Consider the following 24,469-nt stretch of genomic DNA (forward strand, 5'->3'; position numbering starts at 1 on the left):
GGATATATATGGTACGCCTTCAGAATGTATTGCCGTCAGAGATAGAAGCTGAAAGCTTCAGGATAATCGAATCTGAATTTTTTGAGCAGACAGGAAAAAAAATAACTGATTATTCAGAACCAGAATTCAGGGTGTTACAGAGGGTCATCCATGCAACCGGTGATTTCGCTCTGGTAGATACGATAGTCTTTCAGCATGATCCGATTACTGCCGCGATTTCCGCCATTCGATCTGGTGGTAACGTTCTCACTGATGTAAACATGGTTTCCAGCGGTGTGAGCAAGGTGAACCTGGATAGGTTTGGTGGCAAGGTGTATTGCGGGGTAAGTGACCCTGAGGTCGCTGTATATGCGAAAGATAAAGGGATAACCAGATCGGATGCGGCGATGCAGCTCTATCACGACAGAAACATAGCCGTGTTGGCTATCGGCAATGCCCCGACTGCGCTCGTCTCAGCCCTCAAGCTTATTGATGAAGGACATTTCAAACCTGGCGTTATTGTTGGGGTTCCTGTGGGTTTTGTTAATGCTGCGGAGTCTAAGGAGATGCTGAAAGAGAGAGCAGTTCCTGCTATTACCGTGTCCGGTAGAAGAGGGGGAAGCCCCATAGCTGCGGCTATCACCAACGCTTTATTGAAACTCGCTCTCCTGGATTAAAACGTTGTAGAGCGTAATAAGGCTTGGTAGTTCCGACTGAAATAGGAAGGTTGGCCAGACACTGCACAAATATTAAGAAACTGAATTTCTAATACGAACCATGAAGCTTGACTTTTGTATTGAGTGATGCTAACTCTCTGTATCTCGTTAACATTATTCAAGAGGGATTTTCATGGAACGAACATTTGCAATCATTAAGCCCGATGCATTCAAGGCGGGTAATGCAGGAAAGATTCTGGCCAGAATTTACGCAGAGGATTTCAAAGTTGTTGGACTGAAAAAGTTGTTTTTGAGTAAAAAGGAAGCGGAAGGCTTTTATGATGTTCACCGGGGCAAACCGTTTTTCGATGAGCTTACAGATTTTATGAGCAGTGGACCGTGTGTCGTGATGGTACTGGAAGCTGATGGAGCTATCAAAAAGTGGCGTGATCTGATGGGTGCTACCAACCCGACAGAGGCTGCTGACGGTACACTTCGTAAGGAGTTTGGAACCTTCGTTGGTGAGAACGCCACCCATGGCTCAGACGCTCCCGAGACCGCGGCCTTTGAAATCGGATATTTCTTTTCAGGCCTCGAGCTTCTGTAAAAACGTTTTAGCTGTACGCTCCGCAGCGGCACTCTGTGTTGCTGCGGGCAAGTATTAGAACTTTTAAACTCCCCGCCCAACGCTTTTGACCAGAGAAGTAATTATCCCGCAGACCTTGTCAAAGCTCAACTTTCCGTCTTCGCCAAAACCTCGCAGAGAAGTTCTCCCTCATGGAGCAGTACGTTGACGTTTTCTCCAATGGTTACTTGTTTTGCCGAATTGATGGTGGTTGATTCCCCTGTTCTTTCATCCTTTTTTTGAACGATACTGTATCCTCTGGCCAGGGTAGACAGTGGACTAACGCCTTGCAAAAGGGCAGCGGATTTAGCCAGAGAGTTCCGGTTTTTCTGAAGAATTCTTTGTATGTGCTGGGTGAGATTGTTATGTAAATGCCCGAGTCTCTGCTGTTGCAGAGCAATCTGGTTTAATGGAGCCTGGTGATTCAGCCTTTGGTTGAGATCCTTCAGGTGCCGCTCTCTCTCATTAAAAAATCGATATCCAGCTCTCTGGAATTTCTCTGTCGACAGGTCGACCCTGAGCGAGAGTGTTTCAAGTCTGTTGTGGAAGTTGGCCAATACCCGTGACTGGTGTTGTACCTGTCCGGCAAGTTGTGAAATAGAGTTGCTGATAGTTCTGCGAAGCCTGTTTCGCGCCGCCAGTAATTGAAGGCCTAGTTGTTCACTGTCGGAGATGATCATTTCAGCCGCACCGGTTGGAGTCGCGGCTCGTACATCAGCACAGAGATCAGCTATGGTCGTGTCAATTTCGTGGCCAATCCCGGTGAGCACAGGAAGGCGGGAGGCATAAATTGCCCTGGCGACGATTTCTTCATTAAAGGCCCAGAGGTCCTCCAGAGAGCCGCCCCCCCGGCAGAGCACAATCATGTCGCAAGGGATTTTCCTGTTAATTACAGATAGTGCACGGGCGATCTCCCCGGCAGCCTTATCACCCTGCACAGCTACAGGATACACTTGAATATGTGCGCTGGTTTTGCGTTGTTTGCAGATTTTAAGAAAATCCTGGATGGCGGCACCGGTAGGGGAGGTAACGACAACGATCTTTTGTGGAAAATCGGGAAGAAGCTTTTTGGAACTCACATCAAATAGCCCTTCCTCAGAGAGTTTTTTCTTCAGTGCTGCAAACTGCATCTGCAATACACCAAGACCGTGATGGTCGATGGTGTCGACAATAAGCTGGTACTCTCCCCTTGGCTCGTACACAGAGATTCTACCCCGGCAAATAACCTGCTGGCCATCACGCAATTTTTCGGCAAGGTATCTCTGCTGCCCTTTAAACATAACCGCACGGATCTGTGCATTTTCATCTTTTAAGGTGAAATAATGGTGACCTGAGAAGGGTGTACGTAGGTTGGAGATTTCTCCGCCAACAGCAATAAATCGGTATTGCCCTTCAAGCATCAGCTTGATTTCAGTTGTAATCTGTGTGACGGTGCGTACTGTAGCGTGAGGTTCAATTTGCATAATATAATGGCTAATTGGGTTATAAGTATAAAGGCTGCTATGTTTACGCATAGACAGTGAATGCAGTATATATTATAATCGCCCTGCCGAAACAATCTTATATCCATATTTGTTGTACAATCATTGGAGACGTATAATGTCTGGTCCGAGCGCTTATGAAAAGAAATATGTAGACCCTAAAGATCAAAGTCAGGTTGAGGGACTGCTTGAACATTTCAATCTTCCTCCGAAAGTGATCCGTTTCCTGCGGGAAAACAAACGTCAGATACAGATCGCCCTTGCTGTAACTCTAATCGCAATTGTTACAGTGTCACTTTATGGGTCTTACAAGGAGAAGCGTGTTGAAAAAGCTGCATCTGCTCTTACGCTTGCCGAGAAAGAAACAGGCGATGCTCAAATCGCAGCATTTGAGAAAGTTGCGTCCGAGTTCGATGATACCGCATCCGGTGTATGGGCCAAGGTCGAATTGGCTCATCTTGAGATGAGAGAAAAAAATTATGATTCTGCCGCCCAGAAATATAGTGATGTCAGCAAAGGGTTGAAAGCAGATAGTCCACTGTATCCGCTTACCTTGGTTGGACTTGCTGAAGCTTACGAGGCTCAGCAGAAATATGACGAGTCCTATGCCGCTTTTGAATCACTCAAAACTGTTAACGGCTATGAGCTGACAGCCTATGCGGGAATGGCACGTATACATGAGACTCGAGGAGAGTTCGACCAGGCTATGGGCATCTATGGCCAATATCTTGCCGTGATAGGCGAGGAACCAGGTCTCGATGCTCAAAGAGCGTATGTAGATGAAAAAATTGCAAGAATCAAGGCACAGCAGTGAGAATTGTTCGCACAACCAAAGAGCTTCAGCAGCAGGCAAACCAATGGCGAAGTAATGGTTTAACGATTGGTTTGGTTCCAACCATGGGCTTTTTCCACGAAGGTCATCTGTCGCTCATGCGTGAGGCGCGAAGAAAGTGTGACCGTGTCATTACTACGCTCTTTGTCAACCCCATGCAGTTTGGTCCGAATGAAGATCTTGACTCATATCCTAGAAGCTTTGAGCGGGATCAGCAAATGGCTGAAGGTGAGGGTGTCGATCTGCTCTTTTGCCCTGATCCGAGCGAAATGTATGGTGAGCAATTCCAGACAAAGATCAGCCTGGACAAGGTTTCGCAAGGACTATGCGGCGCAGATCGTCCAGGGCACTTTGATGGTGTCGCAACAGTTGTCACCAAGCTATTTAATTTGGCCAAGCCGCACAAAGCAGTATTTGGACAGAAAGATTTTCAACAACTTGCCTTGATTCGACAACTGGTAGCTGATTTAAATTTTGATATAGAAATCATTGGTCATCCTATCGTTCGTGAAGAGGATGGCCTGGCAATGAGTTCGAGAAACAAGTATCTGGACGCCAATGAGCGCAAGATCGCTGTGTGTCTGTCCCAGGCGATCGGTCAAGCGAAGAAGATGCTTGCCGATGCAGGTGGAAGTCTGCCGGCTCAGGAAATCATCACTATGGCAGAAAGCATGATAGAGCAACATCCGGAGTGTTCTGTCGAGTATGTCAGCATTGTGCATCAGAGCACCCTGCGTCCGATGGAAATCGCCGATGGTGAAAGCGTTCTCGCTATGGCCATGAAGGTCAATAATAAAGTTCGTCTGATCGATAACTCACCTCTTTGTTGAGCTACTTGATTACGACTACAAGCAAAAGATTGCACTAAAGCATTAAGGAGTACATTATGCCAGGTTTTGAAATATTTGGTGAAGAAGAGAAGAAAGAGATCCTTGAAGTTCTCGATACCGGTGTTCTGTTTCGTTATGAGTTCCCGGAACAGCGTAAAGGTATATACAAGGTAAAGCAGTTTGAGGAAAACTTTGCCAGCTACTGCGGCACCAGCCATGCCCAGGCGGTTACATCCGGCTCCACCGCGCTGAAAGTAGCCCTTACCGCTCTTGGCGTCGGGCCTGGAGATGAGGTTATCACCCAGGGTTTTACCTTTGTAGCAACCTGGGAAGCGATTTTTGAAGTAGGTGCTGTACCGGTATTTACTGAGGTTGACGAGACCATGAATATGGATCCGGAAGACCTGAAAAATAAAATTACCGATAAAACCGCATGTATCATTCCAGTCCATATGCTTGGCGCTCAGGCAAATGTGGAGGAAATCGTCAAGATTGCAGCGGAGCATAATATACCTGTACTTGAAGACACTGCTCAAGCCACTGGCGGACATATTGGCGGCAAGTATCTCGGTACTTTCGGCAGCTGCGGTACCTTCTCATTCGACTCTGTTAAGACCATGACCACCGGTGAAGGTGGAATGATCATTACTGGTGATGAAGAACTTTGGCGTACCATGTCTGAGTACCACGATCATGGCCATGACCACATTCCCAACCCTGGTGCACGTGGCGGTGAGGGACGTCGTTTCATTGGTTTCAATTACCGTATGATGGAAATCCAGGGTGCAATCGGCATTGCTCAGTTGGCAAAATTGCCTTACATGATCGAAGCTCAGAAAAAGACCAAGTCCCGGTTGCTTGAAACAATCGCTGAAATTCCAGGGTCAGGCGTTAGAAAGCTCATGGATCCTGAAGGTGATACAGCAACGTTCTGCTGTTTTACTCTGCAGGATCGTGAACAGTGTTCCAGAGTGAATGAGGTTCTCCGTGCTGAAGGCTTTGGTGCAATCAACTTCGCAGAGAATACCTGGCATTTCTACCCGGCATGGGAACACATTCTGGCAGGTTCCACCCCGATAAAGTCTGGTTGGCCTTTTGCTGAGCCAGGCGGTAAGCGCAGGGTTGTCTATGATCCAACAGCATTGCCGAAATCTGCTGAACTCATTGGCAGAACCCTCGTATATCCGGTTCCTGTCAAGATGCCCGAAGACAGACTCGATGCAATGTGTAATGCGCTGAGAAAAGCGAAAAACGCCTGATGTAACATAGTATATTGATGCAACGAAAAAGGCCTGGTACTCGAAATTGAGTATCAGGCCTTTTTTATTGGATGTGGATCCGGGAACTACTTGTAAAACTTATGCGATCCGAACTGGTCAACATAGGTGTATTGTTTTGCCCAGTAGGGGGTGATGGTATCCAGGTGGTAATGTGTGGCACCATTGGTGATGTCGGCCGTTTGCAGGGCAACATATACAGATTGTAAGCACTGCATGAAAGCCTTGGTGTCGTTAGGTACGTAGGATGCCTTCTGGAATGTCCAGCTAAACTGGTATGGCTGAGTTACCACTGCTTTGATCGGCATGTTTTGCTCTTTGGCCCGGTTCAAGGTTACATGAACTATTGCGACCTGCCCAACCTGTGGCTCTGAGCGAGCTTCATGATAGACGTTAAGGGTCAGCCATAGTAGGCCTTCAAGAATAGACACTTTGTTCCTCCAAATAATTGGTATAGATAATCGTTACCAGATAGTGAAGAATACTATTTCCAGTTATCTTTCTATGTGTTGTAACAATTTGTAATGACTTGGTTTGCTGTTGCGTATGTATTTAAACTACTTCACAAAGGAAAAGCTAATGGTGGCAAGTGATAAGTCTAATATACAGGAATACGGGGCAAGGTCAATAAAATAATCATTTTTTGAATAGAATTTCTTTCAAGAATTTCTGAGGATAACAGTGGCTTGAATTGCTTGTTGCGTGTTACGGCGGATGGTAAGGCAAAGTTCAGATTGCAGTTGTAAAATGATACACCAATTTCAGTGTCAATGCATGGTGTTGATAGGCGGACAGTACTGGATCATGGCGAATTGTGCAGCAATTGGCGTGATCCTTTGAGGCCTAACGGACGTCACATTGCTCTTTACCAGAGAGAAAAGCAATATTGAACGGAGGGTTCAGTGAAATCATATTTTAAGGAGTTGACCTTTAACGTGCCATCGAGGAGAGGTCTTATCAATATTACGCCTGAGGTTGAAGCGTGTTTGGCTGAAAGTGGCATTACCGAAGGTCTGCTGCTTTGCAATGCTATGCACATTACAGCGTCAGTCTTCATTAATGATGATGAGAGTGGACTGCATCATGATTATGAGGTCTGGCTTGAGAAACTTGCACCTCATGCACCTGTTGAACAATATCGACATAATGGCTACGAGGATAATGCCGACGCGCATATGAAGAGACAGATAATGGGTCGCGAGGTTGTGGTAGCTGTTACGGGTGGCAAATTACATTTCGGCACTTGGGAGCAGATATTCTACGGGGAATTTGATGGTAGAAGACCAAAGAGGGTGCTGGTAAAAATAATCGGAGAGTAAGTAACGAGTAGTAAAGGTTCTTCACCCGCCTGTGATCAGGCGGGTGAAGTGGCTGGACTGCCAGCGCTTGCACCGGCGAAAATAGGCATAATGATGTCTTGCGCTGCTTTGGTGCTATGGAAAACATCATTGAACACGGACTGAGTGCCATTGTGGCTGAGTTCTACCAGTTCCCAGCATTCGGGGCTGTCGACAATAGCCTGCATGAGACCCAGGTGCTGGGTGTGACCAGCTTTGTATGCTTCAATATGACCGAGCACAGGGCAACCGAGAAGGGCTATATCACCGACCAGATCCAGAACTTTATGCCTGATAAATTCGTTATCGAAGCGAAGTCCATCTTCGTTGAGGATGGATTTGCGATTCCAGTGAATAGCAATAACGTTATCCAGGGTGCCTCCAAGGGCAAGGCCATTGGCCCAAAGCTCTTCGACCTGTTCGACGTAGCCAAAAGTGCGTGCCCTGACGATTTCTTTGTCAAATCTATCCTTCGTCAGATCAATTGAAAATTTCTGGGTCTGGATAAATTCGTCATCAAACTGAATTTCGCCGGTAATCTTCAGGCCGTTAAACGGGCTGATGGTTAATTTTTTGTCGCCATCTGTATAATGAATAGGGCTGGTTATGCGGAGTATTTTACGAAGACTGCCCTGTCGCTGTTTACCACTGTTTTTGATTATGGCAAAAAATGGTTCCGCGCTGCCATCCATGATAGGTACTTCGCCAGCATCAATTTCGATATCAGCATTATCAATACCGTATCCGTGCAGGGCTGCCATCAAGTGCTCTGTGGTAGAGATGGTGTGGTTCTCTTCGCCAATTGTTGTTGCAAGCCGAGTATCGACTATTTTATCCATGTGTGCTCTGATGGGCTTGCCTGGCGCAAGATCGGAGCGGAAAAAGCGAATACCGTTGTCAGCAGGCGCTGGCTTGATGGTGAGGTTGACAGTCCTTCCGGTATGAAGGCCAACACCACAGCAGCTAACGGTTTTTTTGAGTGTATATTGATATGGATCTAGTGACAACGACATAAAAAATTCCTTAACGATAAATATATTTAAAATCCTTTCATGCAATTCCATGCAAATAAGATGCCAGGCGGTTGATTGGACACTTCTTGTGTGGAGGACTTAAATAAACGACAGAATAGTAGGGATATAGCTGCAAGTGTTAAATATTGTTGAAGAGTGTGTTGTTTATGTATTTTGTGGTGTAAAAGACAACACGTGGCGAAAATAACACTCACTGTGTGTTTTAGTTCTCAATTTTTATAGCGATAAATTCGAATGAAGACGTTACAGATGCACGGCAAAATATGAGGTGAACAGAATTGAAAATATGCAGATATCTCGATGCAGGCTGAACCATTTTGTTTCGCCATAACCGCACATGGGTTCATGGCCCGGCAGGAGAGTACACATCTTGTTGACATGGGGTGAGCGGAGGAGGGTCCGTTCGAGTGTCTTTCAACTGATTTTCATCCTTTACTCAAGGGTAATGAGAGCCTGGTAGCTATATAATCATAAAAACCACCTGATGGCTGTGCAGAAATTTTCAGGCAGTAGAGTGGTAGTCCAGGTGCAAGATTTTCCATCTTTACCAGATCCTTGTGCGTCGTGATGATTCCTTGTGCACCACTGGACAGCGCTTTTTGAGAGATCTTTGCAATGAGTTCGCTATTGTACTCTGTGTGGTCTTTCAGGGCAGTGTGACCTGACAGGCAAATGTCGCTGTTAGTAAGGAGTTGAATGAATCTTTCCGGGTTGGCAATTCCGCTCAAGGCGTAGAGAGGGCTGACTGAGGCGTAATCTGATACATTCAAGACGTTGTTATTCTGGTCATATACGCCATCAACGCTGTTTTGTGTAGTGAATACCGGGGTGTTCGGGAATTCGGCTGTGAGCTTGTGCTTGAATGCCAAAGAATTCTCACGGTTTGCATCTGTTACACCTGTGAGCAGGAAGATATCAGCCCGCTGGAGAGCGGATTTTGGTTCCCTGAGATCACCTGCCGGAAAAACCCGGTTATTGCCAGCCAAGGTGGTTGCGTTAAACAGTACGATGTCAAGATCTCGGTGGACTGCCATGTGCTGAAACCCGTCATCTAATATGAGAACATCGCACTTAAGGTGATCCTGAGCGTATTGCGCTGGGATAGAGCGTTTTTTTCCTGTAACAACCCTCAGACCCGGCACCGATTGAGCGAGCATGAATGGCTCGTCACCGGCTTCTTCGGCGGGCAATAAGATATTGGTACCGTCTGATACGACATTGATGTCTTTATTCGCTTTCCCTCCATACCCTCTACTGATAACTCCAACTGTAAAGCCACTTTTCTGCAGAAAGCGCGATAACATTTGAACAGTTGGTGTTTTGCCGCTGCCACCCATTGTGAGGTTGCCCACAGAAATGACCGGGATGGAAAGTCTGGAAGTTTTCAAAACGTTTTTGCTATACAAGAGAGAGCGAATCTTCATTGCCATCCCGTAAAGCGGGCTGAACGGAATACCAAGAAAGTAAAAAAGCTGAAGAGGCTTCATGTTTAATGCGATGGGGATAAAGTGGTTAAAAAAAATAGGCAAAAAGACTTTTTTTGTTTATTTATTTGCAAATGAAGAATAAATAAGTCTCTACATTCATACGCAGTACTCGCTTTATTTGCAAATTTCTTTTGCGATCCGAGTTAATTGCACCAGGTGCAGTATTGTCAATAACTGAACGAGGGAGGAGAAAGGCATGAAAAAGGTATTTGTAGCTGCAACAGCTATTTGTGTAGCATTATCGGCACCGTTAATGGTGTCTGCCAATGACACCATTAAATTCGGTGTTGCAGGTGCACACAGTGGTGATCTGGCATCTTACGGTTTGCCGTCAGTCAATGCGGCGAAACTGGTCATCGACAAGGTTAATGCCAACGGCGGTATTAACGGCAAGCAAATTGAACTGCTGGTCGAAGATGACGTATGTAAGCCAGAGGTAGCGACCAACACAGCAACCAAGCTTGTTTCTGACGGTGTTGATGTTGTTCTTGGTCATATCTGCTCTGGTGCTACCAAGGCAGCTCTGCCGATTTACAAAGATGCAGGCGTTCTCGTTATGTCTCCATCTGCCACCAATCCTGCTCTCACCCAGAGCGGCGACTATCCGAACTTTGCCCGTACCATCGCCCCTGATGATGCTCAGGCCCAGGTTGATGTCGAGTTTGCTCTGAATACTCTTGGTTACACCAAGATTGCAATCGTTCATGATAAAGGCGATTACGGTAAAGGATTTGCTGAATTTGCCAAGAAATTCCTCGAAGAATCAGGAAAAGCAGAAGTTGTGCTTTTTGAAGGCGTTACCCCCGGCGCAGTTGATTATTCTGCCGTTGTTCAGAAGGTCAAGCGCTCCGGTGCAGAGGCTGTAATGTTTGGTGGTTACCATCCGGAAGCTTCCAAGATTATCAGCATGATGCGTAAAAAGCGTCTCAAGGCCGACTTCATCTCTGATGACGGCGTTAAGGACAACACCTTCATTAAGGTAGCTGGTAAGAATTCTGAGGGTGCGTATGCTTCCGGTCCTAAGGACACCACCTCCAACCCACTGTCCATTCAGGCTGTTAAAGAGCACAAAGAAGCCTTCGGTTCAGATCCCGGCGCATTCTTTGAGAATGCATACTCAGCAACTCTGGCTATGCTGAATGCTATCGAAAAGGCTGGTTCCACCGATCTTGATGCTCTCAAGAAAGCACTGCAGACTGAGAAAGTTGATACTCCGGTTGGTAGCATCTATTTCGATGAGAAAGGTGACGCAATTGGTGTCGGCTTCTCCGTTTACCAGGTACAAAATGGCGAATTTGTAGAATTATAATAGCTGTTTTTTCGTACACTTAAATATCACCTGAAACAGGTTGCGCTCAGTGTTGGCGGCCTGCTTCAGGTTCTTTTTTTTGTGGTATCTTATGGATTATTTTATAGAGCTACTTTTTAGCGGTCTTTCCCGGGGGGCAATCTATGCCCTTATCGCACTGGGATATACGATGGTTTACGGTATTATCGGTCTGATCAATTTCGCCCATGGTGAAATTTACATGATTGGAGCTTTTACCTCATTTATCGTTGCAACCGTTCTTTCCATTTACGGCTTTCCTCTTTTGGCCATAGTTGCACTCGCTGGTGTCGCAGCAGCTATCTGGGCGGCATCATATGGGTTAACTATCGAAAAAATTGCCTATAAGCCTCTCCGGCATGCCCCGAGACTTTCTCCGCTTATCAGCGCGATCGGTATGTCGATCTTTCTGCAGAACTACGTTTTGCTCGCACAGACCTCTGACTTTCTGCCGTTTCCGGAATTGATTCCTGAATTCGCCTTTATGGAGCCGGTTGCCCATATTGTTGGCTCATCCGATCTTGTCATCCTTGTTACAACTGCGGTGGCCATGTTGATTCTCACCTACGTCATCAAGTTTACCCGACTTGGCAAGGCAATGAGAGCGACTGCGCAGGACAGGACCATGGCAATGCTGGTTGGAATCAATGTGAACAATATTATTTCCGCCACCTTTATCATCGGTTCAGCTCTTGCTGCCATAGGCGGGTTGTTGATTGCATCCCACATCGGACAGATCAATTTCTATATTGGATTTCTGGCTGGAATCAAGGCCTTTACCGCTGCAGTTCTTGGTGGAATCGGCTCTATTCCTGGAGCAGTGCTTGGAAGTCTCATTCTTGGGCTGACTGAGAGTTTTGCTACCGGTTACGTATCGAGTGATTATGAAGATGTCTTCGCCTTCTCTTTGCTGGTGTTGATTCTTCTTTTCAAACCGTCCGGTCTTCTCGGTAAGGCTGAAACACAGAAAGTGTAACTTGTAAGGTTGCTATGTTTTCTCTAAATGAACTTAAGAAGGGCGCCCTCATTTCACTCTGGTTCGTTTTTCTGACCTTTCCAATCATGGTGATCAAGGTTGATCCAATTGAGAGGATCGTTCAGTGGCGCTGGACGAATGCGCTTATGGTGGGTATCGGCACATTTATCGTGTACTGCATCATACAGTTCGCCAAATATCGAAAATCTTTAAAAAGCACGGAGGAAAGTGAAGAAGACTCAAAAGAGCAGGCATCTTTCATCCACAAAATATTAGCGAACACAAAACAGCGAAATATGCTTTTTATGGTGCTTGCTGCCATTATTTTGATATTCCCTCATCTGTTTTCAACCTATCAGACCAACATCATGACCACTGCGCTTATGTATGTGGTACTTGGTCTTGGTTTGAACATCGTTGTAGGTATGGCTGGCTTGCTCGATCTGGGTTTTGTTGCCTTCTACGCGGTTGGTGCCTACTCCTACGCATTGCTCAACCACCATTTCGGGCTGGGCTTCTGGGAAGTGCTGCCTATTGGTGGCGGACTTGCAGCAATTGCCGGTATTTTGCTCGGTTATCCTGTATTGAGGCTCAGGGGCGATTATCTTGCCATTGTCACTTTGGGTTTTGGTGAGATTATTCGACTGGTACTGGAGAACTGGAATGAATTTTCCAAGGGGCCAAGTGGTATTTCCAACATCTCCCGGCCTGAGTTTTTCGGTATCGAGATGAGCCTGGAAATGTCAATTCTCTATATTTACTACATAATGGTCGGCTTTATGATATTCACCATTTTTGTAGTGAACAGGTTGCAGGATTCTCGATTAGGCCGCGCCTGGATTGCTTTGCGGGAGGATGAAATTGCCTGCCAGGCCATGGGAATAGACAAGCAGAAGACCAAACTTACAGCCTTTTCTCTGGGGGCGTTCTGGGCTGGTATTGTGGGGGTGATTTTCGCCGCGAAGACCACTTTTATCAATCCTGCGAGTTTCACATTTCTCGAATCCGCTATCATTCTCTCCATTGTAGTGCTTGGTGGAATGGGGTCAATTGTCGGTGTTATTATCGGTGCGCTTGTTCTGATACTCATGCCTGAATATCTGCGTGCCCTGTCAGAGTACAGAATGCTGGCTTTTGGTGCCATTCTGGTAATGATGATGGTATTCAGACCCCAGGGTTTGATCGCCAATGTCAGAAGAACGTACAGATTTGAGAAAAATTCATAAGGCACAGCAGAGATATGACTACCCCAATATTGAAAGTTACCGGCCTTACCATGGATTTCGGCGGTATTCGTGCGCTGAATAAACTGGACCTTGATGTACACTCCGGAGAGATTGTCGCTCTTATCGGTCCCAATGGTGCAGGCAAGACCACATTCTTCAACTGTGTTACCGGTATTTATATGCCCACAGCTGGAGATGTGATGTTGACTCCTCCGGGAGCTGGTAAGAGTACCAGCCTCAAAGGGCTGAAGCCAAACTACGTTACGAAGAAAGGTCTGGCCAGAACATTTCAGAACATCCGGCTTTTTCCTAAAATGACGGTGTTGGAAAATGTTATGATCGGCCGGCATTGCCGAACAAAAGCCTTCATTCTCGGTGCAATTTTCCGCGGCCCTGCTACCCGTAGGGAAGAGCAGGAAATAATGGAGATGAGCTACAGTCTTCTGGAGAAAATCGGCCTTGCAGAATTTGCGAATGAACGAGCCGACAATCTCTCGTATGGCGCGCAGAGAAGATTGGAAATAGCCAGAGCTCTCGCCACGGAACCGCTTCTGCTTCTACTCGATGAACCTGCTGCTGGAATGAATCCCCAGGAGACTCAGGAACTTATTGATCTGATAAGGGAAATATCCTCTGATGGTCAGGCAATTCTACTCATTGAGCATGATATGAAATTGGTTATGACGCTTTCTGACAGAATCTTCGTTATGGATTATGGTAAGAAGATAGCCGAGGGCAAGCCTGAGGAGATCCGTACCAATCCAGATGTTATCAAGGCATACTTAGGTGAGGACGTAGATGCTTAAACTCGAGAATGTACAGGCAGGTTATGGCAACATCCTTGCCTTGAAAGATGTGAGCCTGGAGATTAATGAGGGTGAGATAATTACCCTCATCGGGGCAAACGGCGCAGGCAAAAGTACTACCTTGATGGCGATTTCCGGAGTTGTAGCTTGCAGATCCGGTAAAATTCTGTTTAATGGTGATGAAATTCAGGGCAGGAACTCTGATGAGATCGTCAAGAAAGGGCTTTGTCAGGTGCCTGAAGGAAGGCATATTTTTCCGCAGCTGACTGTGCGGGAAAATCTTGATATGGGTGCGTTTCTAAGGAATGACAAGGCGGAAATCAAGAAAGATATTGAGTATGTTTTCGATCTTTTTCCCATTTTAGCCGAGAGACGAAACCAGGATGGCGGAACCTTGAGTGGTGGTGAACAGCAGATGCTCGCCATGTCACGTGCGCTTATGGCGCGGCCGCAACTGCTGCTTTTGGATGAACCGTCCATGGGGCTTGCCCCGCTGGTGATCAAACAGATTTTTGAAATAATCAAGCAGATAAATTCAGAAAACAATACAACAATTTTTCTTGTCGAGCAGAACGCCAACCAGGCGCTGCACATTGCGGACAGAGGATATGTACTGGAGAACGGAGCCATTACCCTGAGTGGACCGGCCAGTGATCTTCTGGCGAATCAGGATGTGCAGAAAGCCTATCTGGGAATCTGATCGGCAAATTGATCCGGGGCACAGATGAGGTGCCCTGGAGGTGCAAGGAGCAAGCCCTCTATGGGAAAGACTAAAGTCGGTGTAATTGGTGTCGGGTATCTCGGAAGGTTTCACGCGCAGAAATATGCGGCGCTTGAGAATGCTGAACTGGTTGGTGTAGCAGATGTAAGCCTGGAACAGGCCGAAAAGGTGGCCGAAGAGTGTTCATGCAAAGCGTATGCGGATTATAAAGAACTTATCGCGCTGGTTGATGCAGTTTCAATTGTAGTCCCCACCAGTCTCCATCATAAAGTAGCAAGCGATTGTCTGAACGCCGGAGTTGATGTTCTCCTGGAGAAACCAATAACGGTAACTCTGGAAGAAGCAGATGACCTGATACGCATTGCTGAAGAGAAATCTCTGGTCTTTCAGGTTGGTCATCTGGAGAGATTCAATCCTGCGGTTCAGGCGATGGAGCCATTTCTTACCCAGCCTGTGTTCATCGAGAGTAATCGTATTTCTGTATTCAAAAATCGTGGTGTAGACGTTGATGTCGTCCTTGATCTCATGATTCATGACATCGATATTATACTCAATATCGTCAAATCACCTATCAAGCAGATTCACACTGTCGGGGCACCAGTTGCCACGGCGACCACCGATATTGCCAACGCCAGACTTATTTTCGAAAATGGAGCCACTGCAAACGTAACTGTCAGCAGGATATCCCGCACCAATATCAGAAAAATGCGTATCTTCCAGCCAGGTTCATACATTAATGTGGACTTTGCCAATAAGAAGGTAATGACCATTCACCTGAAAAAGGAACTCATGGATTCCGGCATGCCAAAACAGGATGTTGAGATCAATTCCTTTACAGAAGGTGACGCTCTGAGAAGTGAGATAGAGCACTTTGTTTATCACGTAGAGAATAGAACCAGGCCTGCTGTGTCCGGTCACGAGGGCAGAAGGGCTCTGGCGGTTGCTCTGGAAGTGATGGAGCAGATTAAGCAGCATCAGAATCTTGACGTATTCAAAGACTATCTTAACACTAAGTAAAATACTGTGAAGTCTATCATGATAGTCACCGGGGAAGCCTCCGGTGACTTGCATGGCTCGAATCTTGTGAAGGCCATGCGGCAAAAATGCAGCGATCTCTCCTTCGCAGGGATGGGAGGGGAGGAGCTGGAAGCTGCTGGTGTCGAAATTCTCTTCGATGCCAAAAAAGTCTCCGTTGTCGGTGTTTCCGAAGTTGTTTCCCACCTGGCCGATATCTTTGCCGCCCAAAGAATTCTCCGCCGTTTCCTGGCTGAAAAACGCCCCGATTTACTTATCATAATTGATCTGCCTGATTTCAATCTGATGCTTGCCAAGGCTGCAAAAAAGCTTGGTATTCCTGTTTTCTATTATATTTGCCCCCAGGTATGGGCCTGGCGGTCGGGTAGGGTGAAAACCATCGCCGAACGCACAGACAGGGTTGGTGTCATTCTGCCTTTTGAAGAGAAGTATTTAAAAGACAGGGGTGTTGAGGCTGAATATGTCGGTCACCCGCTGCTGGACAGCGTTCATGCTGATCTTTCAAGAGCTGAGTTTTTGAGAAAACATAGCCTCACTCATAAAGAGGGGGAGGATGACGGCTGCAGGCTGATCGGTTTGTTGCCGGGAAGCAGATCAAAAGAAATTGCATTTTTGCTTCCGACGTTTCTTCAAGCCGCAGAACGTTTACAGAAAAATAGCAAACAGCGCCTTATCTTTTTACTCCCGTTGGCTTCTACAATATCTGAAGAAGAACTGAACGCGCAGGGTCTCAGGGAGTATCAGCAAAAACTCGATTTGCATGTAATTCGAGGGGATCGCTATAATCTGATGGCCGCATGCGATGCGGTAGTTGCCGCATCCGGAACGGTTACTCTTGAGCTGGCTCTTCTCAATACGCCTATGGTTGTGACCTATAGGCTGGCCCCGCTGACGTATTTTCTGGGTACGCTGTTGATTGACATTAAATATTTTTCGTTAGTCAATCTCATTGCAGAACGTGAAGTAGTTCCTGAGTTGCTGCAAAAAGAAGTTTGCCCTGAGAATATTGCAGATCAGTTGCAGGGGTTGCTTGAAGATGAGAGCAAGATGCAGGATATGCTGAACGGATTGGCCGGTGTTCGCAATCTCATGGGTGGTCCCGGTGCTTCAGTTAAAGCAGCGGACCTGGCCCTGAAACTCCTGTAAAAGGTCTGGCGATGGATGAATTCCATGAACACGATGAACAGGTTGAGATGCCCATTGACGGCATTCTTGACCTGCATCCATTTTCCCCCAAAGATCTTAAGTATCTGATCCCTGATTACATAGAAGAGTGCAGGCAGAGAAATATCCTTGAAGTTCGGTTTATTCACGGTAAAGGAATAGGCAATATCCGACGCTCTGTGCATGCGCTGTTGGAAAGAAATGAAGCTGTAGCCAGTTTTCGACTGGCGGGCGAAGGCGCAGGTAGCTGGGGAGCAACTATTGCGGTATTAATCCCTCTGAAGTGATTTCGGGCCCTGGCAGCCCGATCTATTTATTTTAAGGTGGCATGTTTGGGTAACGAATGTTTCAGGCTTACTGCAAAGTGTAACTCTTCGCCTGTCCGGTGAGTGGACAGATGAAACTCAGCCTGCACGCCTTGAGGTGGAGTTTTTCACCCTCTGGTCTTCCATACCTGTGATCACCGATAATGGGGTGACCGATCATGCTGAGATGGCGCCGTATCTGGTGATACCTCCCTGTTAGGATCTGTATCAGTAAGTCGCTCCGGTCTCTTTGCTGGTCAATTGCGATTACTTTGACGATGGTTGTTGATGACTTACCGTCAAGCGGCAGTTCGATTCGAAGTTCTTTGCCGTTTTCGCCGAGCACCTTCTGCACAGTTGCCTGATACCACTTTTCAACTGATTTATCTTTATGATGCCCAAAAATTGTAGAAAAGGCAGCTGCTGCCTGACGGTCATGGGCAATTAAGATTAAGCCGGAAGCTTCGCGATCAAGCCTGTGTACTAGAAAAACATCTCTATTTTCAAAATGTTTTTCAACAAGCCGCAAAAGGGAACAGTGGTCCCCATATTTTGTGCCCTGGCTGAGAAGTCCTGCGGGTTTATTCCAAATACTGTATCTGCCTTCATCTGAAATACAAACCGGTTCCGGCGCAGGCTGTGAGAGTATGGATGTATCGTAATACAGCTTGACCGAATCTTTCTTTTTAAGCTGGTATTTGGCCCTTCGAACTCTGATTTCCTTCCTTTTAGGTCTCCTTAACCAAACAGCACCTTTTTTCAGGCAATCCTTGACAATGCTTTTGGAGAGGCCGGTTTCTTCAGAAAGCAAATCAACCAGGAGAATAGGGACCTTAACTTCGGTGTGGTGAGTAAATTTCAAAACTATACGATACCTAACGTGACAGCTATGGGGAATATTATTATCTGATACCCCTTAATCTTCAGCTTGAAAAGGTAAAGGGAGAGGCGTGAGGAGTGGTAGATCTGCAAGTGATCTGCATATTGATTAACTCAATATATCGAAATTTTAGGGGGTAGCTTTAAACCATTGCCCCTATGCTCTTGCTCTTCACGCCCCACTTCCTGAAGCCCGAGTTGTATTATTCAGAGGATGTTTTTATAGACTGTCATCCACCCAGTCGCGCGGATAGAGAGATTTAACATCGAAAATTATTGAACGCTCTTCTTTTCGAAGAGATTGTAGATTGTCACGGCTCATTTGTGCGAATTGCTTATGGCCGACAGCTAAAATGACAGTGTCATAGCTTTTTGGAACAAGGGTATCTACCAATTCAATGCCATACTCCTTAAGTGCTTGCTCCCGATCAACCCAAGGATCGTGTACGTCAACCCCAATTCCATATTCGCGCAATTCGTCAATGATGTCTGTTACCCGGGTGTTGCGAAGGTCTGGACAATTTTCTTTAAAGGTGAGCCCCATGATCAGCACTCGACAATTTATGGTGTCGATCTTCCTTTGCAGCAGCATTTTCACTATTCGTGCGGCAATATGATGGCCCATGGCGTCATTGGTACGCCTGCCAGCGAGTATCATCCTGGGTCTATAGCCTACTTTTTTAGCTTTGTAGGTGAGGTAATACGGGTCGACCCCTATACAGTGACCGCCAACCAATCCCGGGCGGAATGGTAAAAAATTCCATTTGGTACCTGCCGCCTGAAGAACTTCCATGGTGTTGAGGCCAAGCTTATTAAAAATAAGCGAGAGCTCATTGATAAGACCGATATTTACGTCTCTCTGGGTATTTTCTATGACCTTTGCGGCTTCAGCAACCTTAATTGAACTTGCCTTGAATGTACCTGCATCGATTATAGATGAATATAGTTTATCTATCAGTTCAGCTGCTTCCGGGGTAGAGCCAGAGGTAACTTTAACGATAGTTGGTAATCTGTGCTCATGATCCCCGGGATTTATTCGCTCCGGTGAGTAGCCACAACAGAAATCCCTGTTGTAGGTAAGACCCGATATCTCTTCAAGAAGGGGGACACATTCTTCCTCGGTGGCACCCGGGTAAACAGTAGACTCGTAGATCACAATATCGCCCCGTTTCAGACAGCCTGCCACTGTTTCGGTTGCCTTGAGTAGCGGTTTGAGATCCGGCTGCTTGGCATCATCAATAGGTGTTGGGACCGCCACAATAAAGATATTGCATTTGGTCAGTTTCTCCACCCTGTCTGTGTAGCTCAGAAATTCGGCAGCCATAAGCTGATCTTGAGGGACTTCAAGGGTTAAGTCTTTGCCGGACTGTAACTCCTCTATTCTAGCTCTGTTCAGGTCGAAACCTATTGTCGGGTATTTATACCCAAACTCAACCGCCAGGGGCAGACCTACATATCCTAACCCAACCACACATAGTCTGGCTTCTTTAAGAGTAATCATGGAGAAAACCTTTATTTTAGGCAAAAGATGTTAAGGGGCTGCAGTTAATATAAAAAATGTAAAACAACAAATGGGGCAGAAAGTGGTCAGGCGTTTTTGCAGATTAAAACAAAACCGCCCGACTATAACCTGAGTATACAGGGTAAAAAAAGGAAGCACTACTGGTCTGAATTACCGTAGTAAATCAAGCCTTGGTTATCTGTTTCGGAAACAGAAATGCTGTATAGAGAATATCGTTCATGGTCGAGTTTGTCCACGAGATTGTTGTAAATATATTGAGCAATATTTTCAGATGAAGGATTTAATATCCTAAATGCTTCATGCTCATTGAGATCGCAGTGATCAATGGTATCAATAACTTCTTTTACATGCTTTTTCAGGACGGTAAAATCAATACCCATGCCGAGGTTATCAAGGCCGGTGGCACGAACAGTCACTTTAACCTTCCAGTTGTGACCATGAGGGTGTTCGCAGTCACCGGGGTAATCTCGCAGATGGTGCGCTCCGGCAAAATGGGTTTTTACAAAGATATCGTACATACATGACTCCTGAAATTTGATTTAACAAAGAGCGCTTTCGTATCATCTGAAAACTGAGATTTCAGAGTGATTACGAAAGATCACGGTCACCTCTTTATAATATTCCTTGTCACCATATTCCATAAAAAAAGAGGGGCGGCGTGCAGACAATACAAGGTACAAAGCACATGGTGCAAGAACGTGTTATGGTGAAAGGTGCACTATATCAGTAGTATCAGATGTATCTGATTTGTCAGAAACTCTACCTAAAGTGAGAAGAATTCTTACGAAAATATAGGAAATTCCGAGCAGCACATGCAAGCATGAGTCTATATGCTCAGATTCAGAGAAATTGAAAAATAGAAACACAGAGGATTAGAGGTTATAAATCAAAATGGTAGAAGTACCTGAAAACTCACAACAGATGACTGCAGATACACTCTTTGATGGTGAAGTGTATTGTAGTCAATTCAGGAATGGCTATCGGTTTTCGGTGGATGCAGTCCTGGCAGCACACTTTCATACTCCTGCAAAAGGTGAAAAGGTGTTGGATCTCGGTGCGGGGAGCGGTGTCATTGGTTTGATAATGATGCACCGGTGGAAACAGCGAATCGCCACTTTGCGTTCTCTCGAGTTGCAGCAAGAACTCTGTGATTTAACGAACAGGAATTATGCTGAAAACGAATTTGCCGAAAAATGCTCATGTTATCAGGGAAACGTGAAGGAAATATTGAATATATTTAAACCTGAGTCATTTTCCCTGGTGGTTTGTAATCCGCCATTCTACAGACCGGAAACTGGTCGTCAATGCCTTGATACGCAAGCTAAAATAGCCAGGCATCAGATAACAGCCGATATCTTCGGTTTTGCCAAGGGCGCCGCCGCTGTATTAAAAAATGGTGGCTCCGCTGTGTTTATCTATCCGGCTGAGCAGTTTGTAGAGCTTTCCTCAGCTCTTGCTGCTGTGCGGTTGGAGATTAAGGATCTGCAATTTGTTTACAGCTATCCCAATGAGCAGGTCAACGCCAAATTGGTGATGCTCAGGTGCCTTAAAAACGGCGGCCGAGGTGTCCGGATAAAAGAACCCTTTTACATTTACCGGGAGAAAAACGGGGAGTATAGCGATCAGATGAATCGGCTTTTCGCTCCTTAACAGGCGTGACATCTCGTATCCCGCTCAATTTTCAGATCATCAAACCTTTCAACAGATAGTCAACATCATGCTTGCCAAAATCACTAGCTGTACCTCTTATGGAGTTAGCGGTCTACTCATTGATGTCGAAGTGGATGTTGCCCTTGGTTTACCGACCTTTGCCACTGTAGGTCTTCCTGACAGTGCTGTCAGGGAGAATAAGGACAGGGTTAAAGCCGCGATTAAGAACTGCGGTTATGAATTCCCGAACAAGCGAATCACAGTCAATCTGGCACCAGCAGATGTCCGTAAAGAAGGGGCGGGTTTCGATCTGCCCACTGCCATGGGAATTCTTGCGGCTACGGAACTTATACAGCCGAAGCAGCTTGAAGAAACATGCATAGTCGGTGAGCTTTCTCTGGATGGATCCGTACGTCCGGTAAAAGGTGTTCTGGCAATGCTTTTGGCAGCCAGGGAGGCTGGCATTAAGAGATTTATTGTCCCTAAAGAAAATATGGAGGAGGCAGCAATTGCTGCCTCCTCCATTGATGTTTTCCCTGTTGCCAGCCTGCCGGAAGCGGTTGAGTTTATTCATGGCAGACGAGAGCTCAAAGCTGTCCGTGCAGCCATCTCACCGAAAAAACTCATTGAACAGGATTACAGTGCTGACTTTTCAGAAGTAAAAGGCCAGTTGCATGTAAAAAGAGCTCTAGAAATTGCAGCCTCCGGCGGACATAATCTTCTCATGCAAGGTCCACCAGGTTCCGGTAAGACAATGCTTGCCAGGAGAGTGCCGACTATCCTGCCTGAAATGACCTATGAGGAGATCATAGAGACCACAAAAATATATAGTATCAGTCATCTGGGCGAATCGGGGCCAGCCCTGCGAGTTCATAGACCTTTCCGTGCACCGCACCATACTATTTCAGATGCCGGGCTGATTGGCGGCGGTAATACTCCAAAGCCAGGTGAAGTTTCTCTTGCTCATAATGGTGTTTTATTCCTGGACGAGTTGCCTGAATTCAAAAAGCACGTTCTGGAGGTGTTGCGCCAGCCCCTGGAGGATGGACATGTTACCATTACCCGGGCCAACATGTCGTTGCGCTTTCCTTCAACCTTTGTATTGATTGTCGCCATGAATCCATGCCCTTGCGGTTATCTTGGTGATCGAAGAAATTCATGCACCTGTAGTCCGGTTCAAATCCAGCGATACCAGAGTAAAGTATCTGGTCCTTTACTTGATAGAATCGACCTTCATCTCACCGTATCTGCATTGAAATATGACGAGATGAGTGGAAAGGAGTGCGGTGAGACATCGCAAAAAATCCGGGAACGTGTTAATAGAACAAGGAAAATTCAACAAACCCGTTTTACTGGAATTTCCCATGTAGAGTGTAATGGGCAAATGCAGACCCGTGAAATCGAGGAACATTGTTCATTGGATCAGGCTTCATCTACGCTTTTGAAAAGAGGTATGGAGAAGCTTGGATTGTCCGGAAGAGGCTATCACAGGATACTCAAACTGGCCCGCACAATTGCCGACATGGAGCTTTCTGAAAACATTGCGTCCAAACATATTGCAGAGGCAATACAGTTTCGCAGAAACAGTATCTAAATAGAGAGTAATATGCGTATCGTCTTATCCGTTTTGGTCAGTACCTTAATGGTGCTCGGAATATTTCTTGTAAGTCGTATAGAGATTCACGAGCTGGAAACAACCCAATTCCTCCCTGTGGATACCCTCATCTACGCAGAGCAGGTAGATGGTGTTGAGTCAATGAAGAGATTCTTTAACTCACGATTTGGCAAGGCCCTTGACTCCATAGATTACGAAAAAGTGCTCAGTGAGGGTGGTTTCAATAATCAGTATCAGGCTGAGATACGAAAGGTGCTCGAAGGGGTGGACAGATTACGAACTGATCCGCTTGTACAGCATATTCTCGGTGAAAAATGTTCCGTTGCCTTTGTTCCCCAGCGTAACTGGTCCAATCATGATGATTCGCTTGACTTATTTGTTCGTCATCACACCCTGCTGATCAGTAAACCGGATCTGCCTCAACTTAGCCTGGCAAAGTTACTTACCTTCTATGGAGGCACATTCGATAATACCTCTGTAATGTATGGGAAGCACACTATAAACCGAATGGTTCTTGAAAACTATACACTCTATATTTCGGTTGTAGAGGGATACGTTCTTGCCTCTTTTGAGGAACGGATCATACGGGAGTCGTTGGATATCTTTGACGAGCAATCTGTGAATCTTGGAACTGATCCGGATTTCCTTGCTCATCGTACTAAACTCGGCGAGGCAGAGAGATTCCTTTATATTGCAATAGATGGCCTGCAGGAGTTGGCGCAATACGGTGCCAGTCGATCTGCTGACGAAAGGGCGAAAGCGGTACTTCATGAGATGTCCACCCTCAGAGGTATAACCACACTGTCTTACGGTACCTGGCGTGATAAAGATATTTCCAACGATAAAATTCTGGCCAAAATCAACCAGGAAGCAATGGACATACAGGTCAGGGAAATGATCAGCACCCGGCCGTCTATCAATGATACTCTGTCTCTCGTGGGAGATAATGTACTGCTCTATTACTGGTCCAACACTCTGAATCCAAGACTACTGTGGAATATGTTTGTGGCTGAGGCGGGTGAAACAGACGCAGATATTGAATCCATAAGGTTTGAGATCAAAAATTCAACAGGTTACGAGGTTGAACAGATTATAGATATGGCTGATTCAAGTGTCTCCATTCTGCTCAAACCGAGTTTGCGGGCACAGTTTATCCCGATACCAGACACGGCGCTGATGATAAGGCTCCGTGATGAGGAGTCTGTCAACGCGCTGATTCAGGAAAGTTTAAACCAACTCGACATTCATTTGCAGAGCCGGAAATATAAGGACGTTCAATATTATGTCTGGGGCATCTATGACCGCGAAAGCCTGCAACCGGTCTATACAATTTACCGGGGTTACCTTATTATTGCTAATACCATGGATATGCTGCGGGCAATCCTGGATACTCCGTTGACCGAATCTCAACTTGTTGCGGCAGAATCGTTTGAAAGACTGGATCCGGGCTTTCAAAAGCTGAACAATTCTGTATTCTATGTGGATCAGGCTACCCTGGCCCTGCATCTGGAAAAGATTGTTAGCTGGCTCAGTACTATTATAGCGGTACAGGACCGGCAAGCCGCGATCCATGCCAGAGTGATCACGGACAACCTGATTAGCCCCATACTACATGGGCTTGCCATGTATGAAAAATCCGCCACAAGGACTTCGCTTGATGGCGATACCATTATTATAGAGTCAAAAACCAAGATTAGAGAGTGAT

Annotated in this window: 24 protein-coding genes; 17 read left to right on the forward strand and 7 right to left on the reverse strand. The window is 46.1% G+C overall.

From position 1 onward, the window contains the following. The first annotated feature begins 8 nt into the window (after positions 1 to 8). Entirely contained in the window at positions 9 to 656 is a 648-nt protein-coding gene (locus FCL45_RS14585; protein WP_136799275.1) for a precorrin-8X methylmutase, read from the forward strand. Between the two features lie 172 nt (positions 657 to 828). Next, a complete protein-coding gene (ndk, locus tag FCL45_RS14590) occupies positions 829 to 1,242 on the forward strand; it encodes a nucleoside-diphosphate kinase (RefSeq protein WP_136799274.1) in 414 nt (137 codons plus the stop codon). A gap of 125 nt (positions 1,243 to 1,367) precedes the next feature. Here the strand turns inward: ndk and xseA are convergent, their stop codons facing one another. Continuing rightward, on the reverse strand, positions 1,368 to 2,723 hold the full coding sequence (xseA, locus tag FCL45_RS14595) for an exodeoxyribonuclease VII large subunit (RefSeq protein ID WP_167495876.1): 1,356 nt from the start codon (positions 2,721 to 2,723) through the stop codon (positions 1,368 to 1,370). Between the two features lie 136 nt (positions 2,724 to 2,859). Between xseA and FCL45_RS14600 the strand changes: the two genes are divergently transcribed. From FCL45_RS14600 to FCL45_RS14610, 3 genes are read left to right on the forward strand one after another with little or no spacing between them, the layout of a single operon-like run. Next, positions 2,860 to 3,555: a YfgM family protein gene (locus FCL45_RS14600; RefSeq protein ID WP_136799272.1), complete on the forward strand. Its 696-nt coding sequence runs from the start codon at positions 2,860 to 2,862 to the stop codon at positions 3,553 to 3,555. Beyond that, positions 3,552 to 4,403, forward strand: coding sequence for a pantoate--beta-alanine ligase (panC, locus tag FCL45_RS14605; protein WP_136799271.1), 852 nt, complete (start codon positions 3,552 to 3,554; stop codon positions 4,401 to 4,403). The genes FCL45_RS14600 and panC overlap by 4 nt, the downstream gene beginning before the upstream one ends. A 56-nt stretch (positions 4,404 to 4,459) precedes the next feature. Further along, on the forward strand, positions 4,460 to 5,662 hold the full coding sequence (locus FCL45_RS14610; protein ID WP_136799270.1) for a DegT/DnrJ/EryC1/StrS family aminotransferase: 1,203 nt from the start codon (positions 4,460 to 4,462) through the stop codon (positions 5,660 to 5,662). An 86-nt stretch (positions 5,663 to 5,748) separates the two neighbouring features. Here the strand turns inward: FCL45_RS14610 and FCL45_RS14615 are convergent, their stop codons facing one another. After that, positions 5,749 to 6,111 (reverse strand): cell wall hydrolase, encoded by a 363-nt coding sequence (locus FCL45_RS14615; RefSeq protein WP_136799269.1) that lies wholly within the window; start codon positions 6,109 to 6,111, stop codon positions 5,749 to 5,751. A gap of 471 nt (positions 6,112 to 6,582) precedes the next feature. Here FCL45_RS14615 and FCL45_RS14620 point away from each other — a divergent pair, with 471 nt between their 5' ends. Continuing rightward, positions 6,583 to 6,999, forward strand: coding sequence for a secondary thiamine-phosphate synthase enzyme YjbQ (locus FCL45_RS14620; protein ID WP_136799268.1), 417 nt, complete (start codon positions 6,583 to 6,585; stop codon positions 6,997 to 6,999). 35 nt (positions 7,000 to 7,034) lie between these two features. Here the strand turns inward: FCL45_RS14620 and lpxC are convergent, their stop codons facing one another. After that, a complete protein-coding gene (lpxC, locus tag FCL45_RS14625) occupies positions 7,035 to 8,030 on the reverse strand; it encodes a UDP-3-O-acyl-N-acetylglucosamine deacetylase (RefSeq protein WP_136799267.1) in 996 nt (331 codons plus the stop codon). 446 nt (positions 8,031 to 8,476) lie between these two features. Beyond that, the gene (lpxK, locus tag FCL45_RS14630; protein ID WP_136799266.1) at positions 8,477 to 9,538 is read right to left on the reverse strand and encodes a tetraacyldisaccharide 4'-kinase; all 1,062 of its coding nucleotides are present in this window, start codon (positions 9,536 to 9,538) and stop codon (positions 8,477 to 8,479) included. Positions 9,539 to 9,734: 196 nt separating this feature from the next. On the opposite strand from lpxK, the gene FCL45_RS14635 reads away from it, so the two are divergent. The 8 genes from FCL45_RS14635 to FCL45_RS14670 all read left to right on the forward strand — a co-directional run bounded on the left by FCL45_RS14635 (position 9,735) and on the right by FCL45_RS14670 (position 17,080). Further along, positions 9,735 to 10,847 carry a branched-chain amino acid ABC transporter substrate-binding protein gene (locus tag FCL45_RS14635; protein ID WP_136799265.1) on the forward strand — a complete coding sequence of 371 codons (1,113 nt, stop codon included), beginning with the start codon at positions 9,735 to 9,737 and terminating at the stop codon, positions 10,845 to 10,847. 91 nt (positions 10,848 to 10,938) lie between these two features. Next, positions 10,939 to 11,841 carry a branched-chain amino acid ABC transporter permease gene (locus tag FCL45_RS14640; RefSeq protein ID WP_136799264.1) on the forward strand — a complete coding sequence of 301 codons (903 nt, stop codon included), beginning with the start codon at positions 10,939 to 10,941 and terminating at the stop codon, positions 11,839 to 11,841. Between the two features lie 14 nt (positions 11,842 to 11,855). Beyond that, complete coding sequence (locus tag FCL45_RS14645; RefSeq protein WP_136799263.1) at positions 11,856 to 13,067, forward strand: ABC transporter permease subunit; 1,212 nt, start codon at positions 11,856 to 11,858, stop codon at positions 13,065 to 13,067. 14 nt (positions 13,068 to 13,081) lie between these two features. After that, positions 13,082 to 13,873 carry an ABC transporter ATP-binding protein gene (locus tag FCL45_RS14650; RefSeq protein ID WP_136799262.1) on the forward strand — a complete coding sequence of 264 codons (792 nt, stop codon included), beginning with the start codon at positions 13,082 to 13,084 and terminating at the stop codon, positions 13,871 to 13,873. Then, entirely contained in the window at positions 13,866 to 14,573 is a 708-nt protein-coding gene (locus FCL45_RS14655) for an ABC transporter ATP-binding protein (protein WP_136799261.1), read from the forward strand. The genes FCL45_RS14650 and FCL45_RS14655 overlap by 8 nt, the downstream gene beginning before the upstream one ends. A gap of 60 nt (positions 14,574 to 14,633) precedes the next feature. Then, positions 14,634 to 15,611, forward strand: a complete 978-nt coding sequence (locus FCL45_RS14660; protein ID WP_136799260.1) for a Gfo/Idh/MocA family protein — start codon at positions 14,634 to 14,636, stop codon at positions 15,609 to 15,611. A gap of 18 nt (positions 15,612 to 15,629) precedes the next feature. Further along, entirely contained in the window at positions 15,630 to 16,775 is a 1,146-nt protein-coding gene (gene lpxB, locus FCL45_RS14665) for a lipid-A-disaccharide synthase (protein ID WP_136799259.1), read from the forward strand. Positions 16,776 to 16,786: 11 nt separating this feature from the next. Then, entirely contained in the window at positions 16,787 to 17,080 is a 294-nt protein-coding gene (locus FCL45_RS14670) for a Smr/MutS family protein (RefSeq protein ID WP_136799258.1), read from the forward strand. Positions 17,081 to 17,147: 67 nt separating this feature from the next. Here FCL45_RS14670 and FCL45_RS14675 read toward each other — a convergent pair whose 3' ends face one another. The 3 genes from FCL45_RS14675 to queD all read right to left on the reverse strand — a co-directional run bounded on the left by FCL45_RS14675 (position 17,148) and on the right by queD (position 20,017). Continuing rightward, entirely contained in the window at positions 17,148 to 17,960 is an 813-nt protein-coding gene (locus FCL45_RS14675) for an RluA family pseudouridine synthase (RefSeq protein WP_167495875.1), read from the reverse strand. A gap of 237 nt (positions 17,961 to 18,197) precedes the next feature. Next, positions 18,198 to 19,478 (reverse strand): nucleotide sugar dehydrogenase, encoded by a 1,281-nt coding sequence (locus FCL45_RS14680; protein WP_167495874.1) that lies wholly within the window; start codon positions 19,476 to 19,478, stop codon positions 18,198 to 18,200. A gap of 158 nt (positions 19,479 to 19,636) precedes the next feature. After that, positions 19,637 to 20,017, reverse strand: coding sequence for a 6-carboxytetrahydropterin synthase QueD (gene queD / locus FCL45_RS14685; RefSeq protein ID WP_136799256.1), 381 nt, complete (start codon positions 20,015 to 20,017; stop codon positions 19,637 to 19,639). Between the two features lie 373 nt (positions 20,018 to 20,390). On the opposite strand from queD, the gene FCL45_RS14690 reads away from it, so the two are divergent. The 3 genes from FCL45_RS14690 (at position 20,391) to FCL45_RS14700 (ending at position 24,468) form a co-directional block, all read left to right on the forward strand. Next, positions 20,391 to 21,149: a tRNA1(Val) (adenine(37)-N6)-methyltransferase gene (locus FCL45_RS14690; protein ID WP_136799255.1), complete on the forward strand. Its 759-nt coding sequence runs from the start codon at positions 20,391 to 20,393 to the stop codon at positions 21,147 to 21,149. A gap of 67 nt (positions 21,150 to 21,216) precedes the next feature. After that, positions 21,217 to 22,743, forward strand: coding sequence for a YifB family Mg chelatase-like AAA ATPase (locus FCL45_RS14695; protein WP_136799254.1), 1,527 nt, complete (start codon positions 21,217 to 21,219; stop codon positions 22,741 to 22,743). A gap of 12 nt (positions 22,744 to 22,755) precedes the next feature. Next, a complete protein-coding gene (locus FCL45_RS14700) occupies positions 22,756 to 24,468 on the forward strand; it encodes a DUF3352 domain-containing protein (protein ID WP_136799253.1) in 1,713 nt (570 codons plus the stop codon). The last annotated feature ends 1 nt before the right edge of the window (position 24,469 follow it).

Origin of the sequence: Desulfosediminicola ganghwensis, assembly GCF_005116675.2 — a bacterium.
Taxonomy (GTDB): Bacteria; Desulfobacterota; Desulfobulbia; order Desulfobulbales; family Desulfocapsaceae; genus Desulfopila; species Desulfopila ganghwensis.

Excerpts from the sequence above, each read along its gene's own strand:
- FCL45_RS14585 (WP_136799275.1), top strand. The coding sequence starts at position 9 with ATGGTACGCCTTCAGAATGTATTGCCGTCAGAGATAGAAGCTGAAAGC.
- ndk (WP_136799274.1), top strand. The coding sequence starts at position 829 with ATGGAACGAACATTTGCAATCATTAAGCCCGATGCATTCAAGGCGGGT.
- xseA (WP_167495876.1), bottom strand. The coding sequence starts at position 2,723 with ATGCAAATTGAACCTCACGCTACAGTACGCACCGTCACACAGATTACA.
- FCL45_RS14600 (WP_136799272.1), top strand. The coding sequence starts at position 2,860 with ATGTCTGGTCCGAGCGCTTATGAAAAGAAATATGTAGACCCTAAAGAT.
- FCL45_RS14610 (WP_136799270.1), top strand. The coding sequence starts at position 4,460 with ATGCCAGGTTTTGAAATATTTGGTGAAGAAGAGAAGAAAGAGATCCTT.
- lpxC (WP_136799267.1), bottom strand. The coding sequence starts at position 8,030 with ATGTCGTTGTCACTAGATCCATATCAATATACACTCAAAAAAACCGTT.
- lpxK (WP_136799266.1), bottom strand. The coding sequence starts at position 9,538 with ATGAAGCCTCTTCAGCTTTTTTACTTTCTTGGTATTCCGTTCAGCCCG.
- FCL45_RS14635 (WP_136799265.1), top strand. The coding sequence starts at position 9,735 with ATGAAAAAGGTATTTGTAGCTGCAACAGCTATTTGTGTAGCATTATCG.
- FCL45_RS14640 (WP_136799264.1), top strand. The coding sequence starts at position 10,939 with ATGGATTATTTTATAGAGCTACTTTTTAGCGGTCTTTCCCGGGGGGCA.
- FCL45_RS14645 (WP_136799263.1), top strand. The coding sequence starts at position 11,856 with ATGTTTTCTCTAAATGAACTTAAGAAGGGCGCCCTCATTTCACTCTGG.
- FCL45_RS14650 (WP_136799262.1), top strand. The coding sequence starts at position 13,082 with ATGACTACCCCAATATTGAAAGTTACCGGCCTTACCATGGATTTCGGC.
- FCL45_RS14655 (WP_136799261.1), top strand. The coding sequence starts at position 13,866 with ATGCTTAAACTCGAGAATGTACAGGCAGGTTATGGCAACATCCTTGCC.
- FCL45_RS14660 (WP_136799260.1), top strand. The coding sequence starts at position 14,634 with ATGGGAAAGACTAAAGTCGGTGTAATTGGTGTCGGGTATCTCGGAAGG.
- lpxB (WP_136799259.1), top strand. The coding sequence starts at position 15,630 with ATGATAGTCACCGGGGAAGCCTCCGGTGACTTGCATGGCTCGAATCTT.
- FCL45_RS14670 (WP_136799258.1), top strand. The coding sequence starts at position 16,787 with ATGGATGAATTCCATGAACACGATGAACAGGTTGAGATGCCCATTGAC.
- FCL45_RS14680 (WP_167495874.1), bottom strand. The coding sequence starts at position 19,478 with ATGATTACTCTTAAAGAAGCCAGACTATGTGTGGTTGGGTTAGGATAT.
- queD (WP_136799256.1), bottom strand. The coding sequence starts at position 20,017 with ATGTACGATATCTTTGTAAAAACCCATTTTGCCGGAGCGCACCATCTG.
- FCL45_RS14690 (WP_136799255.1), top strand. The coding sequence starts at position 20,391 with ATGGTAGAAGTACCTGAAAACTCACAACAGATGACTGCAGATACACTC.
- FCL45_RS14695 (WP_136799254.1), top strand. The coding sequence starts at position 21,217 with ATGCTTGCCAAAATCACTAGCTGTACCTCTTATGGAGTTAGCGGTCTA.
- FCL45_RS14700 (WP_136799253.1), top strand. The coding sequence starts at position 22,756 with ATGCGTATCGTCTTATCCGTTTTGGTCAGTACCTTAATGGTGCTCGGA.